We start from the raw sequence: 18,056 nt of genomic DNA, 5'->3' as shown, positions 1-18,056 counted from the left end.
ACTGCTAATTACCTCAAAAATCCCAAATCCAAAATCTAAAATCTAAAATCCAAAATCTAAATGCCTACAACTACTTGGAATCGTCATCACATTCTTTCTGTATCTGACTTCACAACGGATGAATATAATGCGGTTTTACAAACTGCGGCTTCATTTAGAGAGGTTCTATCACGCAGGACTAAAAAAGTACCCACTTTGCAAGGACAGGTAGTGGCAAATTTATTTTTTGAACCTTCTACCCGCACCCGGAGTAGTTTTGAAATAGCTGCTAAAAGGTTAAGTGCAGATACTCTGAATTTTGCTGCGGCTACATCTTCCATGACTAAAGGAGAAACAATATTAGATACCGCTAAAACCTATTTAGCAATGGGTACAGATATTATGGTAATTCGCCATAAAGAAGCAGGAGTACCCCAGGCGATCGCCCAAGAAATGGATCGTTTAGGTGAAAAAGTCAGTGTCTTAAATGCAGGTGATGGACAACATGAACACCCATCTCAAGCATTATTAGATTTATCTACAATTTGTAGTTTAATTAATCCCGAAAAACCGAGAATCGAATTATTAGCAGGTAAAAAAATAGCCATTGTTGGCGATATTTTACATTCTCGCGTTGCCCGTTCTAATATTTGGAGTTTAACCGCCAGTGGTGCAGAAGTGCATTTAGCCGCACCTCCCACATTATTACCTAAATTCTTTGCTGAATATTTACAAGGTACAGCAAATGCAGAACGTTTATTTATCCATTGGCAACTAGAACCAGCTTTAGAAAATGCTGATTTTGTGATGACATTGCGTTTGCAAAAAGAACGAATGACAGCCCATTTATTACCCAGTTTAAGGGAATATCATCAATTATTTGGAATTACTAGAAATCGGTTGAAAGCCTGTAAATCAAATGTGAAAGTTTTGCATCCTGGTCCAGTTAATAGAGGTGTAGAAATTAGTTCAGATTTAATGGATGATCCTGAATTTAGTTTAATTCAAGATCAGGTGACTAGCGGTGTAGCTGTGAGAATGGCATTGTTATATTTTATTGGTGGTGGTAGGGGTTAGCAAAAGAGAGTTAAGGCGGTTAGTTAGGTGTTTTTATGGTATCTAACTTTCACCTTAATTTTTACCCACATTCCGCACTTCATCAAGTTGTCTAGTGCTTCAGATATAAATAATATGTATATTTACATAACTTATGCGGTCTTGCACACCATACTCATGTGCCAGTTGCGTCAGTCCTGCATTAATAACTAGGGGTTGCTGAGAAAGTCTTTCCGTGAGGGCATAGGAGTCAGGAGTCAGGAGTCAGGAGTCAGGAGAAGATTTGAAAATTTCTTTGCCATCTCTTGAAATCCCAAAAAATGCACACTTTTTCCGGTATACCCTTCAAAACCCTTGCACTAATTTCTGTGTTTATCAGCCTCTAACCTTTGATATATCAAGGTTTTAGGTTTATTCAGCAAACCCTAACTATGGACTTTTTTTTGATTTAAAGTTAAAATACACTAATTTGATAGGAATAGTGTATTTATGAAAAATTTATCCGTAACCAGTCAAAACTTTGATCCCACTTTAGAAGAGAAAAAAGAAACCACCTCCCACCAACCAAGCAGCAATATTTGGAAGAAATTAAGAGGAGGGTTTTTTGTTGTTTTCGGATATTTGCTTTCTCCATTATGCTGGTGGAATGATTTATTATTCAATCTACCGATAGCGTACTTTTTTGGTTATGTGTGCAGTTTTTTGTCAGAAAATTTACTTTTACCTTGCACAATTATTGGTTACTGGTTATCAAATATTATTGGTATTCTCATGATGCAATTTGGAGCCGGTGATATTTTTCAAAAACAACCCCAGGAGCGTAATCTTAAAAAAGAGATATTCAATACTTTGATTTCTTCAACTGCATATACCTTATTAATTTTGTTTTTACTTCAGTTGAAAATTATTGATATTCCTCTAGAAATTTTCAAAAATTCATAAACAATAAAATCCCCAATTTTAACCAAGAGGGGATTTAAAATCAAGATTCATGATTAAAAAAATAACTGTAAGCATTCAGCTATCAGCTAACAGAAATAAGCTTTTTAAGGGTTAGACTAAAAATCACATATTGATAATCTACTGATTTATCCAATATTCTGACTCCTGACTCCTGACTCCTGAATTCTTACAAATAACTTAATTTTCACTTGCTGTAATTAACTGTTGAATATCGCCAATTTTAAAATCTTCTTTACCCACAATTAACGGTAATTTACCATTCCACTTTTCTAATGCTTGTCTTTGTAATAATTCTGGAGTCAAAATATTTTTTAATAAACTCAAAGATTCAGCTTCACCCTTGGCTAAATTTACCTTAGCTTCCGCTTCCTTAGCTGCTTTAATCGCTAAAAATTCCGCCCGTTTTGCTTCCTGTGCAGCAACTTGTTTTGCTTCTACAGCTTCTATAAACTGATCAGAAAAGTTGATATTAACTAAAGATACATCGTCAACTACAATATAATAATTATCTAATCTTTGTCTTAAAAAATTATCTAATTTATTTTTCACATCTTCACGTCTAGTAATGATTTCTTCTGCTGTATATTGAGCGACTATAGCTTTTACAACTTCTGCAATTGCTGGATCAATAATCATATCTATAATGTTTTTTTCATCGCCAATTTGTTGAAATACTAGATTTGTTTTTATGGGTTGAATATGCCAATTTAGCACTACTTGAGTAAAAATATTTTGTAAATCTTTAGATATAGACTCAGTAGATATAGATTGTTTTTGGATTCTAATACTTAATTTTTTAACTGTATTCACTACAGGAATAATTAAGTGTATTCCTTCGCCTAATACTGGATCTTGCACGTTTCCAAACTTCATTAATACACCACGCTCACCAGCATTAACTATAACAAAAGGAGTAACTAAAATAGTAATTAAACATATTAAAGCTGTGAGTTTACCTGCTTTTTTGAAAGTGTGATATTTTTTCATCTCGGTCGCATTCTTTGATCATGTTGATACAATATTCTGTAATTATGTCTATCGTGCAAAATTATATCATGACTTTAGTAACTATACACTAAATATACAAAAATACTGTAGTTAATAGTATATAGATTCCCGACTTCTTAAAGAAGTGGGGTATTCGGGTATTACAGCAAATTTCAATTTGATTTACTGATCATTATAGTCAATTTGTATTTACCAGTGTTTCCAACTATGAGAATACTGAAAAATGTATTCACTAATACTGCATTTAAAGAGAGTTTATGAAATACTAACATAAAATTTTCTTAAATACCACTTGCATAATTTCTGATTGTTTTAATTCTAACTACCTGCTTGTATATGAACCAAGACCCTTATTTTCTCTCAGAAATATCTGATTTTCTTTATCCACGTAGTGCATATTATGGACAGTTTGAACCAGAATATTTATTATTTAATGCTCATCTTCAAGATTTTTCTCAAAGGGTGAACTACATTTGTGGTCTACAAACTGGTGGTAAACTTTCCCCAGAGGATGCTTATAAACAAATTCAGATTCTTTGGAAAAACTTAAAAATGACTAAGAAAAAATTGTTAATTTCCTAGTAATACCATTTCTGTAGAAGAATGTGCCAAATTTCTGAATATCTTGCTTCCTTCTTTGTGTACTTTGTCTTCTTTGTAGTTATTTGATTCTTGAATTTGGTACACATGATTGGTATAAATATCTGATTATATCCCCGAATGACCAAAAAATTCGGGGATTTATCTACTGATTTTTTACCTATTACATATTAGTAGGCACTGAGCAAACTGTAAATAAGACTCGTTAACACTAAAGAAGTAATGACTACATAAATAAATTGTCGCAGGAATAAAAAAGTCAAAAAAGAAATAAGGACTCGTAAAACTGGAACAGCAATTAATATTAAAAGTCCTAGTTGAATAATTGCCCGCCGACTACCTGATAAAATTGCTGTGAATACGCCAATAGGTGAGCATAATTCAGGAGATGTACCACGAAATATATGATATTGAGCAGGTTCTGAACCGTGATTGATTAAATGTAATATTCCTCCTATAAATACTATAGAACTGGCAATCAAAACACCATATCTAAGTAAATTACTGAGCAGATTTTCTAATAATTGCTCACCCGGCAATTTTTCTATTTTATGATTATTTGCAATTACACCCTGATAATTGAGATGATTGACATGATGAAAATGTTGTTTTTCTAGTTGTTGAATATCTGAATCTGGTTCTTCAGATATTAAAGCTAGAGTCATTACTTCAGTTTCTTGTTGTATTGATGAAGTCCAACGAAAACCCGAATTTAATCTATACATAATTATAACCCCCCTATAAGACTGTTGTACACCATTTTGATAGCCATTACGACTAGCACAAGGCTAAAAATTATTCTCAATGTTTGGGTTTTAGCACCAATTAAAATTCTTGCTCCTAAAAAAGCGCCTGGTAAAACTCCCAACATTACTGGCATGGATAAACCAGGATCTATATATCCACGACTTAAATAAACACCGGCAGAAGCTGCTGCTGTAACACCGATCATAAAATTACTGGTGGTGGTGGAAACTTTAAAAGGTAGACGCATGGCTTGATCCATTGCTAATACCTTAAATGCTCCCGAACCAATTCCTAATAAACCAGAAAGCACACCGGCAATTAACATAATGCTAAATCCAGCAGGTAAGGCATTTATTTGATAAGGTATCACACCGTTAGGTGTGGGATAAGTGCCATTGAGTTGGAGATATTCCGCAATGGGATCTGGTTCGGCAATTTCTTGATTTTCTGCTTTTGGGCGTTGGGATAAATATGCTGAATAAATTAAAACAACTGCCAAAATAATTGTTAAGAATTTCACGGAAACAAAGGCAGCTAATAAAGCTCCAATCATTGCACCAATGGTAGTGGCAACTTCCAAAAACATTCCTAAGCGCAGGTTAGCAAATCCTTGTTTAATGTATGTAGATGCTGAACCTAATGATGTGGCAATTACTGAGACTAAAGATGCACCAACAGCATAACGAATATCAACACCAAAAACTGAAGTTAATAAAGGAACTATAACGACTCCGCCTCCTAAACCTGTTAATGATCCTACTAACCCAGCACTAAATGATCCCAGCCAAACTAATAAAGAAAATGTGAGTATAGTCAAAATTTTTTCCTCTTGGTGTATTAGTTATTATTGATGATTAATCATTCATTTGTCATTAGTTGTTAGCATTTTTTATTAATTGTTGAGCTACCAATATTTAACAGTCAGTAATAGGTAAAAATTAAAGATAAATTTCAGTTTGTAAATGTTTATTATGGAGTTATACAAACTTTAAATTTGATGCTTAACCTAAGTACTGATAACTAAAGGCTGATTTTGTTTTTTACGCTGTTATCTGTTAAGTACATTCATTAGACTTAAACTATGACTGTCAATGAAGACAAAAGTACCTAATCCAATCAAAACATAGGGCATGAAACGATGACCATATTGGGTGAACAGATGGGCGATCGCCTGGTTATGAGTTAATTTATATGCCACATAACACAATAATCCCACGGACAAAAAGAACACACCCAAAATTAATAAAAGACTCTGCCAATTACTACTAGCAAATATCGGTACATAAATACTAATGTTGTCTGTACCATTAGCGAAAGTAATAGCAGCTACACTGTAAGTTTGCACATTAAAAAATTTAGCTAACAATGATTCATGAGATGTTTCTGTATTTGTATCTACATCTTCTGATTCTTCATCTTCGGAATTTAGTAAAGTTTTGATGCCGATGATGATTGGTATTAAACCAAATAAACCAATCCAAGGACGAGGTAAAATTAAACCGCCAAAGAAACCAGGTAAACTCACCAAAACTAAAGCTGTAAAACCTGCATATTGACCTAAAATTATATGCCATTTACGGAATTTCACATTTACTTGTGAAAAAAACAAAGTTAAGATGACTAAATCATCAATATTGGTGGCACTAAAAGCGGCCGCCCCTGTACTAATTGCTGTAATTACACCACTCATAGGAATTTGAGATTTGAGATTTGAGATTTGAGATTTGAGATTTGAGATTTGAGATTTGGGAAATTACCACCTGTTAATAGTTATTTCTTTCCGCAAAACTCGCATGAATTTCATCAACTCGTTGCTGCATTCCTGCTACTAAATGGGGGGAGCGTTGTTTTTTAATTAAAAACCAACTACAACTAGTAACAAGATAGATTAAAAACAAGTAAGGAAAAAGATTATAAGGAGCTTCTGGAACAGGAAAAAGATTACTACCAGGAATACCCACACTTCCTAAAATGGGAATCATCATAAAACCCACCGCCAACATAGAAAATACTATATCTATGAGACGGAGTTTATTAATTTTGTGTAGATAGACTGGAGCAGCAACAGAAATCAAAATATAAACAGTTAAAAAACCATAACTACAAATAGCACCCAAATATCCCATACACTCAAAGAGTTTGATGTGGAAAAAAGACATGATCGCCGGAACTAAAAATGTCAAAAATGAACACATTGTAACAGCAACATGAGGAGTTCTATTTTCTGTGTGGGCATGACCTAAAGACGCATGAAATAAACCATGACGTGCCATTAAAAAAGCTACTCTAGCAGCAGGGTTAATACTTCCTAAAATGCAAGCAAAGAAACTAAATAATGCTCCTAAACCTACTAATTCTCCTAAAAAACCAACTCCTACTTGTTGAGAAAGAAAACCTAAAGGTTCTTCTGTTTGAGTAATAGATACCCCAGTACCACTAAAACCCAAAACTTCTATGTAAGTAGTAGAAACAAAAAATAAACCTGCAAGGATAACACTACCCATCACTGCTTTAGGTATTGTACGTAATGGTTTTTTGGCTTCATCTCCTAAGCTAGTGGCACTTTCAAAACCAGAGAACCCAAACATAACTAAAACTAATCCAGTGGCTATATTACCGGGATTCACACCAGATAAAGTTAATTGAGACATATCTACAGCAAAACCTTTGTGCGCCCAAATAATCAGGCACAAAATGATAATTAAAACTAAAGAAACTACTTCTAACCACAGCATAGTTAGTGCTGAAAGTTGAATATCTTTATAAGCTGCATACCAAGAAATTCCCGCCCCAATAGCTAATAGTGTAATACTCGAAGGATGAATACCTAAATGGCTAATAAAAATCCCAAAAAAGTTAGCAAAACCACAAAGAACTGACATTCCTGTAAATAAATAAGCCAGTACCAAACTCCAACCACAAATTACACCTGCGGTTGCTCCTAAACCTTTGGTAATGTATGAGTATAAAGAACCAGGAGAAGCGGAACGACTGGCGAATTGGTTGATATTAATGCTAACTAATAATAATCCCATCAAACCAATCACAAAACTTAGCCAAGTACCATTTCCTGAGAGTGCCACAATCAAACCAATGTTAGATGCAGGTACAGTTGTTGGTGCAATAACCGCAAAAGATTGAGCTAAAACTTCTGAGAAAGAAAGGCAATTTGGCTTTAAGCCGTGAAAACTTGTAGGTGATTTAATTTCTGTGTTCATCTTCAGGATTCTCTATTGTGAAATGACGCATACATAGATGGACAATAGGGAGATTTTGATTTTTGTCTGAGTAATACCTAATGGCAAGTAATAAAAATTTACAAAAGTGTAAAGTTTTCCTTTTGTTGTGCATATTTACCAGCCAATTCCACAGAAATAAATCCCTGATCTGTATTGGATTATGGCTAATTTTTAGTTATACCTTCTAGGCTATTCAGACCTGTGATTTATGTGTACAAAATTCCCTTAAAGAATCTGTAGCTGCTGTTTATAGATTAACCCCATATCTATTCCTAGCAACTACTATTAGGATTTGTGTTTTCTTTGACAAATCAAATATTACATGATGCTTTGATATTATGCAAGTGGTTTATCTATTTTTTTCTGATATTTTTTGTAAAATTATTTTCTGTTGATAAATACTCAAAAGAGCATCGGATTTGGTGGGAATTAAATTTGTATAAAAAATTCTTTTCCAAGATTTAATAAAAGTATGTAAAAATACACTACTTAATCATGAGTTATTTAGGGTGTTATATAGGTAAAAGCCTATAAAATTATAGATTTTTGAGATTTTTTAATATGCAAATTCAAGTTAATACTGGGTATTCTAATTGGCTAAATGATATTCTTGCTCATTTGAATTAATTATGATAATTTAAACTAGCGAACAGTTCAGTAAGTAGAAACATGATGTTTTTTTCATTTCTACTTTGGGTCAAATGGATAATCTAAATATTCTCAAATCAGGAATTACTACCATGAAAAGTCTCAAGTATATATTGATGATTGCGTTATGCTGTATCAGTTTATTATTTTCTGAATCTGCGTTAGCAGATCCGCCCAGATATAAGAAAAATCCTGATTACATAGCCCTGACTCAACAATTGAACCAGTTAGCAAACGCAAAAGCTACACAAACTTTACCCCAAGGCTATACACCAGAACAATTAGAGCAGAAAATCAGTGATTTAAAATTACAAAAATTAGCCTTTGAATCAGGGATTGATTGGGGGCAATGTATTAATAAAACAGGTAAAACAATAGCTATTTATGGACCAGAACCAAATTTAGAAGAAGATGATTATTCCCAAGGATCAGCTTTATATTTTTTAGGTGATAATCAGACAACCAAAAATAAATGGAATTGTCAAGGAGTTTATATACCTTCAGATGTTAAAGCTGTAGCTGTTGGTTTAGATGGAGAAAACCAAGAATTAACAGGTGATTCAATTGTTAAAGTTACTAATGGCACTAAGTTAGTTTTGACAACTAACCCAGATACAGGTGTTATTGAGTTTAGCCAAGCAGGAACACAAATTCTCAAACCTGGTGAAATTAACTGGTTTATTCCTAATGTTTCTCAGGCAATTGTAAATGCAAGAGTGATTAATGCACCTGCTCAAAAATCTTAATTTTTACTGGTTAGTAGTTATTAGTCATTTCATTAAGCATTTCATTAAGTATTCAGCTATCAGTAATCAGCTATTATTCATGATTTTCTTCTTTGCTGATGGCTGAATACTGACGGCTGAAGACTTATGGTTTAATAATTATGGTTTAATAATTAAATTCATACCAATAGCCCAAGCTAAAGCAAGCATCCAACCTGCAAGTATATCACTAGGAAAATGAACTCCTAAATATAGTCTTGTCCAAGCAATAATTAAGAGGTAAAAACTACCAATAATTAAAACTAACCACCACCAAGGATGATCCCAAGTTAAAATTACTAAAATTGCTACTAATGTCATACTTGTCATGGCATGACCACTAGGAAAAGCATAATCCAATTCTGGTGCTTTTGATATCCATAAATTAGGGCGTGTTCGCTGTATAATTTCTTTAGCTGTGTGATTAATAATTAAATTTCCTATAGCAGTAGTGATCAGATAATTAAAAGTTCTCCATCTGCGGTTACGTAATAAAATTATGGCGATCGCACTCAACACAGGAAATGCAGTCCAAAATGATCCCCACTTAGTTAACACTACTGCGATCGCATCTAGTTGAGGATTAGCTGTACTATGAATAGCCATCAAAATCGGCACATCCCAAGAAAAGCTATCTTTATTCTGCCAAATTTTCACCGCCATAATTTCCACAACTTGCAAAGGTAAATACACACCTATCAACATCAGCAACAAAGAACGCCAATTAGAAAACAGCAGGTTTTTGATCACCATAACCTTTGATGTGTGTTCCTCTTTCATCATTTTCATTTTATTCATAAGTTAAGAAATTAGCTATTAGTAACTAGCTATTAATAATTCAATACTTTTCGGTTAACCCTAAAACAACGACATAACGTAGGTTGGTTTGAGGAAAGAAACCCAACATTTACAAGGGTTTGTTGGATTTCCACACGGTAAACCCAACCTACAAAAATCCTTAATCGAACAGTATTGCCTCAAAATCAATATTATTACACTGCCAAAAGCGCAAATTACACAAAAGTAAAAGATTTATAAGAAATTTTTTATAGTAGCTGCGTTTATTTTTTATTTGATGCAAATATTTCTATTTAAGTAACTTATTATTAGCGTTTAATTAGGATTTATTATTATTTAACTAGCAATAAAATCCCCCATAGCTGTAGTTTGTATTTCCTCAACTATTGATCATTTTTTCTCTATTCGTCAGCAAATAATCACCACAAAATCAACAAAAAATTATTTCATTTTCAGACCTTGACAATATACTTTTCCCAGGTGTACTATTAAAATACGGTAAGTCAATCAAGATTGCGGTGATTAACCCAAGTGAAGACAATCAGGTTAAGAAAATAACAACCTAAATTTTCACCAGAGGGAAAACTCATCCTTGAGGAGTTATTACAGATCACAGCTAAAACCCACTACAAAACAGGAACATGGACTACTTACTACTACCCGTTTTCAGCTTTTTCATCGGTATTATTGTCGGTTTAACAGGAATAGGAGGCGCATCTTTAATCACTCCAATGTTAATTTTTATTTTTCAAGTACCGCCTTCTATTGCTATCAGTTCTGATGTTGTAGCAGCCACATTAATGAAAGTAGTAGGTGGAGTCAAACACTGGCAACAAAAAACCCTAGATATAGAAATAGTTAAATGGCTGGCAATAGGTAGCGTTTCAGGTTCATTGTTAGGTGTAGCGGTTTTACATCAACTCAGAAACAGTAACCTCAACATAGATAATCTTTTGCTGCGGTTATTGGGAGTAATGATTTTAATTGTTACATTCACAGCATTAATCCAAATGTTGTTAGTGAAGTTTTTCCCCAAAGTCAATTTACCCGAATTACCAACATTAAATGTTAAAACTAATCAAGGGCGGTTTTTAACATTGTTAATTGGCGCACTTTTAGGTTTTTCTGTGGGTATGACTAGCGTTTCTTCCGGTTCTATGTTTGCCTTGGTTTTGATGGTTTTCTTTCGTCTTGATGCCCGTAAATTAGTAGGTACAGATATTACTCAAGCCGCAATTTTATTAATATTCACATCTTTAGGACATCTCACATTAGGAACAGTTAATTGGGGTTTAGTGATACCAATTTGGATCGGTTCAGTTCCCGGTGTAATTATTGGTGCTAAACTTTGTGAAATTACACCTCAACGCCCTTTGAAATTGATTATATACAGCATTTTAATGATGGTAAGTTGGAAGTTAGTTTTACCAGCATAAGTAGGGTTTAACCAAAATCACATTTCTCCATCTTAATAGAGATTTAGTGGAATAAAAAATATCTGTAAACCTGAAAATGCTTTTCCAATATTTTATTTTCAAATATCTTATAACAATGATTTGATCATTTCTAAAGTACCACGTTCATACATAATAAATAATCCCAAACCAATTAACACAAATGGAACTAAAGCCTTACCATAACGAGTTAGAATATAACCAATAGCAGCTTGACGACTTAATAAATAGGCAATACCACACCACACCCCTACCATAGATAAGAAAACAATCAGAATAATTCCTAAACTACCAAAACTCTGACCAGCAAATAAGGGAATGTAAATACTAATATTATCACCACCATTAGCCAGCGTTACAGCCGCAACTTTATAAGTATTAGGGTGAAGAATACTTAATAAAAAAGCAAATATGGGATTGGGATTTGATGACTCTAATAAATCACTATTTACTGTTTGTACTTCTGTATTTTCTTCTTCTCGATTCAATAAATATTTAATGCCAATTACTATTGGTAATAATCCTAATAATCCAATAAATTCTCGCTGAATCACTAAGCCACCAAAAAAACCTGGTAAACTAAGAATAATAATAGCTAAAAAACCAAGGTATTGACCGATAAAAATATGTCTACGGCGAAAATTACTATCTATTTGTGAAAATAAAAGTAGTAAAATAATAATATCGTCTATATTAGTGGCTGCAAAAGCGATAATACCTTGAGTAAAAGCAGTAATTAAACTATTCATGATGTTTGAAGATTAATGATGTAGAATGAATGATTTATTGATATCTATAATCACAGGAGTTGTAACTTTTATTGCTACTAATATTGATGATCTTGTGATTTTGTTGGTTTTTTTTGCCCAAGCTGATGATAATTTACAACCTTGGCAAATTGTTTTAGGTCAATATTTGGGTTTTACGATTCTTGTCATTCTCAGTTTACCTGGTTTATTGAGTGGTTTAATTATACCTACAAACTGGATTAGTTTATTAGGTTTGATTCCTTTGTCTATGGGTATTAGTAGTTTAGTTAATCAAGAACAAGATACCAATTTATCGGCTGAAATTAATACCGAAATTACACCATTTGCATCATCAAGTCAAAGTAATTTGTTAAGTTCTCAAATTTATACCATTACTCTAATTACTATTGCTAATGGCAGTGATAATATTACTGTTTATATACCTTTATTTTCTACCAATAAACTAGATAGCTTTTTAGTGATTATAGTTGTCTTTTTCCTCCTATTGTCAGTTTGGTGTTACGCAGCTTATAAGTTAACCCACCAGAAGCAAATAGCAAATTTTTTAACTAATTATGGTAGTTATTTTGTACCTTTTGTACTGATGGGTTTGGGTGTTGTAATCATCTATCAAAATCAGGCATTAAGTCCGATCAAACTCCTTGGTATTTGTCTGTGTTTGTTAGTTTTGATGAAAAAGAATTAATTGATTGATTAATTGATTAATTGATTAATTGCTTTTCCCATATTTATTAGCTGATGACTCACACTAAATGTAATACATGGGATCATTTTGAGTGCGAGTTTCTTTTTCTTGACATAAGTCTTGGAGTGTGTGACTACGCAACACTTCACTAGAAGCGGTGTTAGCTTTTTCCCAAATTTCACGCACTAGAGTCCTTTCTATAGTTGGATTTTCAGAATTTTCTTTCTCTTTCCGTTCTCCTTCTACCAAGGTGACTATTTCTAGTAAGGTTATTTGCCAAGGTTCACGCACTAAAAGAAAACCACCTTTTGAACCGCGCTGACTCTGCACCACACCCGCACGTCGCAGTTGAGTGAGAATTTGTTCTAAGTAACGCTCTGGGATGGGTTGCTTGGCTGCAATTTCACTTATAGTTAGAGTAACTTTTTGATCATGGTGGCTGGCTAGTTCTAGCAGTGCTAAGAGTGCGTATTCCACCTTGGCGGAAAGTTCCAGGAGACGGTAGCTTTGACTATTCACGTCTGTATTTAAAATACTACTGTACATTGATAGATTTAAGAGCCTTTTTACGAAAGAAGTCTACTTTAAAGTGTTAAATGTGATAGCTTCTCACTTGTTTTACTAAAATATCATAAATCTATCGGATTACCGTAGTTATTTAATATAATTCCCATAGTTGCTCTATATTGACCAGAAATCAACACATTTGTAGGGTGCGCCCGATGTCAAAATTGCTTGATTTACTTGATTTGTGCGGTCTGACTTACCCTAGAAGATATTTTTGGCGTGACTTTCTGATCCGAAATCATATATACTACGGTTAGAACATCGGAAAATAGTAATATAATATACTTATGCCTTTAAATACAATTATTTTCGGGTTATCTACTGATAACGATCGCCAAAAGTTTCATTTTTCCAGGCGATCGCTCATACCCAGTAAAAAAAATGCCCTCTGGCAAATAGAAAGCGGCTTTGTCATGACTTATACCTACTTAGAAGACGGTACAACAGTAGCTTTAGGTTTATGGGGACCTGGGGATATAGTGGGTGAAATGCTGTCAAAAATCAAACCCTATTGCATAGAATGTTTAACTAATGTAGAAGCGAATATTTTAGCAGCAGATAACTTGCAGCAATTTACAGATGCTTTACTTCAGCACATCCATCAAGCAGAAGAATTAATGTTAATACGTAGCCATAAAAAAGTAGAAACTATGCTAATTCAACTTCTAGCATGGTTATCTAAAAAATTTGGCTCACAGGTAGAAACAGGGAGATTAATTAATATGCGACTGACACATGAAGACTTAGCCGCCCTTGTTTGTTCTACCCGTGTTACTATCACTAGATTATTAGGACAATTAGAAGATGCAGGAGTAATTGATCGAATGTCTTTGAATCGGATTATTGTCAAAAAAGAAAATATTTGGTATTACGAGATTTAAGTATAAACATTCATCCGTCAGCCAGAAATAAGAAGCTCATCAATAATAGGTTTTAAATTGGTTTCATTAAGACTGGTGTTATTTGACAACACAGGAGCATCCTTATTATTAACCCAGTCTTTCTCTAAAGAATAACTGGATAATTAATATTGTCTGAATATTGTCTGAATCAAGATATCCAGGATTTGAGGATTTACAGGATAAGTAACTAGAAAGCTGGTAAAATATATTAAATTTTTGATCCTGATTTGATATAATATCTATGATTGGTAGTAAAATGATATAGATATTAATTAGCTAACTATAGTTCCTAACTCTAGTTGCTAATTATCTAGTTAATCCTAATCATGGTTAATTACTGACAAATATCTGTTTTCATCCTGTAAATCCTCTAATCCTGGAAATCCTGATTCTGACAATATTGAAAAATACCTGTTTTATCCTATCACCCCATATTGACAATGACAGCCATAACCATTAACCTAAACCCTATTGTCAGATTTACCGATGATCAATTTTATCAACTCTGTCGGAAAAATCCTGATGTAAAATTTGAACGCAACGCTAAAGGAGAACTATTAGTCATGTCACCCACAGGAGGGGAAACTGGAAGAATTAATTCAGAAATTAATGCTGATTTTGGTGTTTGGAATCGTCAAACTAAACTAGGCGTGTGTTTTGATTCTTCCACCTGTTTTAAACTTCCTAATGGTGCAAATCGTTCTCCAGATGTTGCATGGATTAAAAAAGAAAGATGGGATAGTTTAACCACAGAAGAAAAAACTAAGTTCCCTCCCATTGCCCCTGATTTTGTTTTAGAATTAATGTCACCTACAGATAGCTTGCAAGAAACACAAAAGAAGATGCAAGAATATATGGAAAATGGTGTAAAATTAAGTTGGTTGATTAATCCAAAAACACGCCAAGTAGAAATTTATCGTTTAGGTAAACCAGTCGAAATATTAACCGCACCATTAGAATTATCAGGGGAAGATATTTTACCAGGATTTATTTTAAACATGGCAATAGTTTGGTAAATGAAATTTTAGAGAAAAATACAATATGATGACAAATTTAGAAATAGACGAAAACTTAATCAAAGAAGCACTTGAACTGAGTGGTTATAGTGATCAAAGTGCTGTAATTGCAGAAGCTTTAAAACAATTTATACAACAACGAAAACAGCAGGAAATTATAGAACTATTTAGTACAATTGAATATGAAGATGATTATGACTATAAACAACATCGTAAAATTTATAATTGTCAACAATAGTTGTGCTTCATCAATAGAAATATTTGCAGGTAATTCCAGCCTAAGCTCATTCATAACTTCTACCTGATAATCATTTTGTGAATCATATCTTGAACTTTAGCATACACAGCCAAATATCCTAAAAATTATAATAAAATTAATTATAAAATTAAAACAAAACACAAATCCAAACACAACGACAACTAAATGCGTATCTCTTTCAATTGGTTACGGGAACTCGTAGAAATTAACCAAACTCCAGAAGAACTAGCCCACACCTTGACAATGGCAGGGTTTGAGGTTGAAGATATAGAAGATCGGCGCACTTGGGCGGATGGCGTTGTGATCGGTAAAGTGCTGCAACGGGAACAGCACCCCAACGCGGATAAACTAAGTGTCTGTACAGTAGATGTAGGTGCAGAGGAAACATTAAACATCGTTTGTGGTGCGTCCAATGTCCGCGCAGATATTTATGTACCAGTTGCAACCAAAGGTACTTACTTACCCAACATTGACTTAAAAATTAAACCCACAAAACTTAGAGGTGTACCCTCTAACGGGATGATCTGTTCTTTAAAAGAACTGGGTTTACCTACCGATGTAGACGGGATTCATATTTTCACAGAAGAAAATCTCACTTTAGGTAGTGATGTACGTCCTTTTCTGGGTTTAGATGATGTCATTTTAGATGTCACCGCAACCGCTAACCGTGCAGATGCTTTATCTATGGTGGGTATTGCGCGGGAAGTTGCAGCTTTAACCGGTGGAAAATTATCTATTCCCCAACCACCAGCAGTTACAATTAATAATAATGCTGGAAATTTAAGCTTGAAGATTTCCGAAAATAAAGCTTGTCCTGCATACATTGGAACTGTTGTAGAAAATATCAAAATTGCCCCTTCTCCTGAGTGGTTAAAACAAAAATTACTTGCTGCGGGAGTCCGTCCCATTAATAATGTGGTAGATATCACCAATTATGTGTTATTAGAATGGGGACAACCGTTACACGCTTTTGATCAACAGCGTTTAAAATCTGTAGCTGGTGGTGAAAATTTAACCATTGGTGTGCGCTTTGCTGAAAGTGGGGAAACTCTCAAAACTTTAGATGGACAAACTCGCAATTTATCTACTCATAATTTGTTAATTACTGCTAATAATCAAGCTGTAGCTTTAGCAGGAGTCATGGGTGGTGAAGAAACAGAAGTTTATGAAGGAACAACCAGTTTAGTTTTAGAAGCTGCGTTATTTGACTCTGTTGCTATTCGTCGTTCTTCTCGCAGTGTGGGTTTAAGAAGTGAAGCTTCGGGAAGATATGAAAGGGGTGTAAATCGTGCCGAATTAGAAACAGCTTGCAACCGCGCTTTATCCCTAATTCAAGAACTAGCAAATGGTGTGATTACTCAACAGGAAATAGTTGATAATCGTCCTGATGCTTCCACCTGGTCCCATTCTATTGTTTTACGGTTAGATAGAATTAATGAAGTGCTAGGTCCCATTGATTTGGGATTAGAAAGCGGAGAATTGGAAGCAGCAGATGTAGAAAGAATCTTGACTGCTTTAGGATGTGAATTAACTGATAACAATGACCGCACTTGGACGGTAAAAGTACCACCCTATCGTTATCGTGATTTAGAACGGGAAATTGATTTAATTGAAGAAATCGCCCGTCTTTATGGTTATGATAATTTCGTTGATACTTTACCAGAAAAAACCGAACCTGGTTATTTACCTTTAGATCAGGAATTACTGCGGAAAATTCGCGCTTATTTGCGGGGTGAAGGTTTAACAGAATTAATGCACTATTCTTTGGTGAAACCAGGGGAAGATAAACAAATTGTTTTGAGTAACCCTTTATTTGCCGAGTATTCAGCTTTGCGGACTGATTTAATTTCTGGATTGATTGATGCTTTTCAATACAATTTAGAACAAGGAAATGGAGCGTTAAATGGTTTTGAAATCGGGCGCATTTTCTGGCAAGAAGAAGAAGGGTTAGATGAAGCGGAAATGTTAGCTGGTATCATGGGTGGTGATACTAGCATTGGTAAATGGTCTCGTGGTGGAAGAGAACAACCGATGACTTGGTTTGAAGCGAAAGGTATTTTAGAAAATGTCTTTCAACAATTTGGTTTAGAGGTAGAATTTCAACCAGAAAATAGAGATTCGCGTTTACATCCAGGACGCACTGCTTCTTTATGGTTGGGTGGTAATAGACTGGGAACTTTTGGACAAGTTCACCCCCAACTGAGAAGGGATAAGGGTTTACCAGATGAGGTTTATGTGTTCCAAATTAGTTTGGATACTTTGTTAAATGCACTGGATAATGATGATTTACTAATTCCCAAGTTTAAATCCTATTCTACCTATCCCCCAAGTGATAGAGATTTGGCATTTTTTGCACCTGTGAAAGTCACAGTTTCCGAACTGGAAAAAGTGATTAACAAAGCTGGGAAAGGGTTGTTAGAATCGGTGGAAGTCTTTGATGAATACCGTGGTGAAAATGTACCTGCGGGTCAAAGAAGTTTAGCTTTTCGTTTAGTTTATCGTGCTGGCGATCGCACTCTCACTGATAATGAAGTTGAACCTGTACATAATAAAGTGCGGGAAGCTTTAGTAGAAAAATTCGGTGTGAGTTTGAGAAGTTAA

General features: G+C 34.2%; 18 protein-coding genes. 10 read left to right on the top strand and 8 right to left on the bottom strand.

All coding sequences use genetic code 11. The features are described from left to right. Positions 1 to 60 precede the first annotated feature (60 nt). Positions 61 to 1,056: an aspartate carbamoyltransferase catalytic subunit gene (locus H6F45_RS12245; protein ID WP_190347306.1), complete on the top strand. Its 996-nt coding sequence runs from the start codon at positions 61 to 63 to the stop codon at positions 1,054 to 1,056. A 468-nt stretch (positions 1,057 to 1,524) separates the two neighbouring features. Then, the gene (locus tag H6F45_RS12240) at positions 1,525 to 1,977 is read left to right on the top strand and encodes a hypothetical protein (RefSeq protein ID WP_096570018.1); all 453 of its coding nucleotides are present in this window, start codon (positions 1,525 to 1,527) and stop codon (positions 1,975 to 1,977) included. 198 nt (positions 1,978 to 2,175) lie between these two features. Here the strand turns inward: H6F45_RS12240 and H6F45_RS12235 are convergent, their stop codons facing one another. Further along, positions 2,176 to 2,985, bottom strand: a complete 810-nt coding sequence (locus H6F45_RS12235; RefSeq protein ID WP_096570016.1) for a prohibitin family protein — start codon at positions 2,983 to 2,985, stop codon at positions 2,176 to 2,178. Positions 2,986 to 3,342: 357 nt separating this feature from the next. Here H6F45_RS12235 and H6F45_RS12230 point away from each other — a divergent pair, with 357 nt between their 5' ends. Further along, positions 3,343 to 3,588, top strand: a complete 246-nt coding sequence (locus H6F45_RS12230; RefSeq protein ID WP_137667897.1) for a hypothetical protein — start codon at positions 3,343 to 3,345, stop codon at positions 3,586 to 3,588. A 188-nt stretch (positions 3,589 to 3,776) separates the two neighbouring features. Here the strand turns inward: H6F45_RS12230 and H6F45_RS12225 are convergent, their stop codons facing one another. The 4 genes from H6F45_RS12225 to H6F45_RS12210 form a co-directional block, all read right to left on the bottom strand. Continuing rightward, complete coding sequence (locus tag H6F45_RS12225) at positions 3,777 to 4,331, bottom strand: DUF1634 domain-containing protein (protein ID WP_137667896.1); 555 nt, start codon at positions 4,329 to 4,331, stop codon at positions 3,777 to 3,779. A gap of 2 nt (positions 4,332 to 4,333) precedes the next feature. Next, positions 4,334 to 5,170, bottom strand: coding sequence for a sulfite exporter TauE/SafE family protein (locus tag H6F45_RS12220; RefSeq protein ID WP_096570011.1), 837 nt, complete (start codon positions 5,168 to 5,170; stop codon positions 4,334 to 4,336). Between the two features lie 231 nt (positions 5,171 to 5,401). Further along, entirely contained in the window at positions 5,402 to 6,043 is a 642-nt protein-coding gene (locus tag H6F45_RS12215) for a cadmium resistance transporter (protein ID WP_096570009.1), read from the bottom strand. A 73-nt stretch (positions 6,044 to 6,116) separates the two neighbouring features. After that, entirely contained in the window at positions 6,117 to 7,571 is a 1,455-nt protein-coding gene (locus tag H6F45_RS12210; RefSeq protein WP_190347305.1) for an APC family permease, read from the bottom strand. Between the two features lie 722 nt (positions 7,572 to 8,293). On the opposite strand from H6F45_RS12210, the gene H6F45_RS12205 reads away from it, so the two are divergent. Next, the gene (locus tag H6F45_RS12205; protein ID WP_242052604.1) at positions 8,294 to 8,986 is read left to right on the top strand and encodes a hypothetical protein; all 693 of its coding nucleotides are present in this window, start codon (positions 8,294 to 8,296) and stop codon (positions 8,984 to 8,986) included. Positions 8,987 to 9,124: 138 nt separating this feature from the next. On the opposite strand, the gene H6F45_RS12200 is transcribed toward H6F45_RS12205, so the two are convergent. Next, positions 9,125 to 9,802 carry a phosphatase PAP2 family protein gene (locus tag H6F45_RS12200; RefSeq protein ID WP_190347304.1) on the bottom strand — a complete coding sequence of 226 codons (678 nt, stop codon included), beginning with the start codon at positions 9,800 to 9,802 and terminating at the stop codon, positions 9,125 to 9,127. A gap of 641 nt (positions 9,803 to 10,443) precedes the next feature. Here H6F45_RS12200 and H6F45_RS12195 point away from each other — a divergent pair. Further along, on the top strand, positions 10,444 to 11,238 hold the full coding sequence (locus H6F45_RS12195) for a sulfite exporter TauE/SafE family protein (RefSeq protein ID WP_190347303.1): 795 nt from the start codon (positions 10,444 to 10,446) through the stop codon (positions 11,236 to 11,238). Between the two features lie 107 nt (positions 11,239 to 11,345). Here H6F45_RS12195 and H6F45_RS12190 read toward each other — a convergent pair whose 3' ends face one another. Next, a complete protein-coding gene (locus H6F45_RS12190; protein ID WP_190347302.1) occupies positions 11,346 to 12,005 on the bottom strand; it encodes a cadmium resistance transporter in 660 nt (219 codons plus the stop codon). Between the two features lie 25 nt (positions 12,006 to 12,030). Here H6F45_RS12190 and H6F45_RS12185 point away from each other — a divergent pair, with 25 nt between their 5' ends. Continuing rightward, positions 12,031 to 12,711, top strand: coding sequence for a cadmium resistance transporter (locus tag H6F45_RS12185; RefSeq protein WP_096569997.1), 681 nt, complete (start codon positions 12,031 to 12,033; stop codon positions 12,709 to 12,711). A 63-nt stretch (positions 12,712 to 12,774) separates the two neighbouring features. Here H6F45_RS12185 and H6F45_RS12180 read toward each other — a convergent pair whose 3' ends face one another. Beyond that, a complete protein-coding gene (locus tag H6F45_RS12180) occupies positions 12,775 to 13,257 on the bottom strand; it encodes an Rrf2 family transcriptional regulator (protein ID WP_096569995.1) in 483 nt (160 codons plus the stop codon). Positions 13,258 to 13,565: 308 nt separating this feature from the next. Between H6F45_RS12180 and H6F45_RS12175 the strand changes: the two genes are divergently transcribed. The 4 genes from H6F45_RS12175 (at position 13,566) to pheT (ending at position 18,056) form a co-directional block, all read left to right on the top strand. Further along, positions 13,566 to 14,159, top strand: coding sequence for a Crp/Fnr family transcriptional regulator (locus H6F45_RS12175; RefSeq protein WP_096569993.1), 594 nt, complete (start codon positions 13,566 to 13,568; stop codon positions 14,157 to 14,159). 461 nt (positions 14,160 to 14,620) lie between these two features. Then, positions 14,621 to 15,196 (top strand): Uma2 family endonuclease, encoded by a 576-nt coding sequence (locus H6F45_RS12170; RefSeq protein ID WP_190347301.1) that lies wholly within the window; start codon positions 14,621 to 14,623, stop codon positions 15,194 to 15,196. 25 nt (positions 15,197 to 15,221) lie between these two features. Then, positions 15,222 to 15,434: a type II toxin-antitoxin system VapB family antitoxin gene (locus tag H6F45_RS12165; RefSeq protein ID WP_190347300.1), complete on the top strand. Its 213-nt coding sequence runs from the start codon at positions 15,222 to 15,224 to the stop codon at positions 15,432 to 15,434. 186 nt (positions 15,435 to 15,620) lie between these two features. Beyond that, positions 15,621 to 18,056, top strand: coding sequence for a phenylalanine--tRNA ligase subunit beta (pheT, locus tag H6F45_RS12160; protein ID WP_190347299.1), 2,436 nt, complete (start codon positions 15,621 to 15,623; stop codon positions 18,054 to 18,056).

Origin of the sequence: Sphaerospermopsis sp. FACHB-1194 (assembly GCF_014696235.1) — a bacterium.
GTDB lineage: Bacteria > Cyanobacteriota > Cyanobacteriia > Cyanobacteriales > Nostocaceae > Sphaerospermopsis > Sphaerospermopsis kisseleviana.
This window is presented reverse-complemented; position numbering and strand designations above follow the sequence as displayed.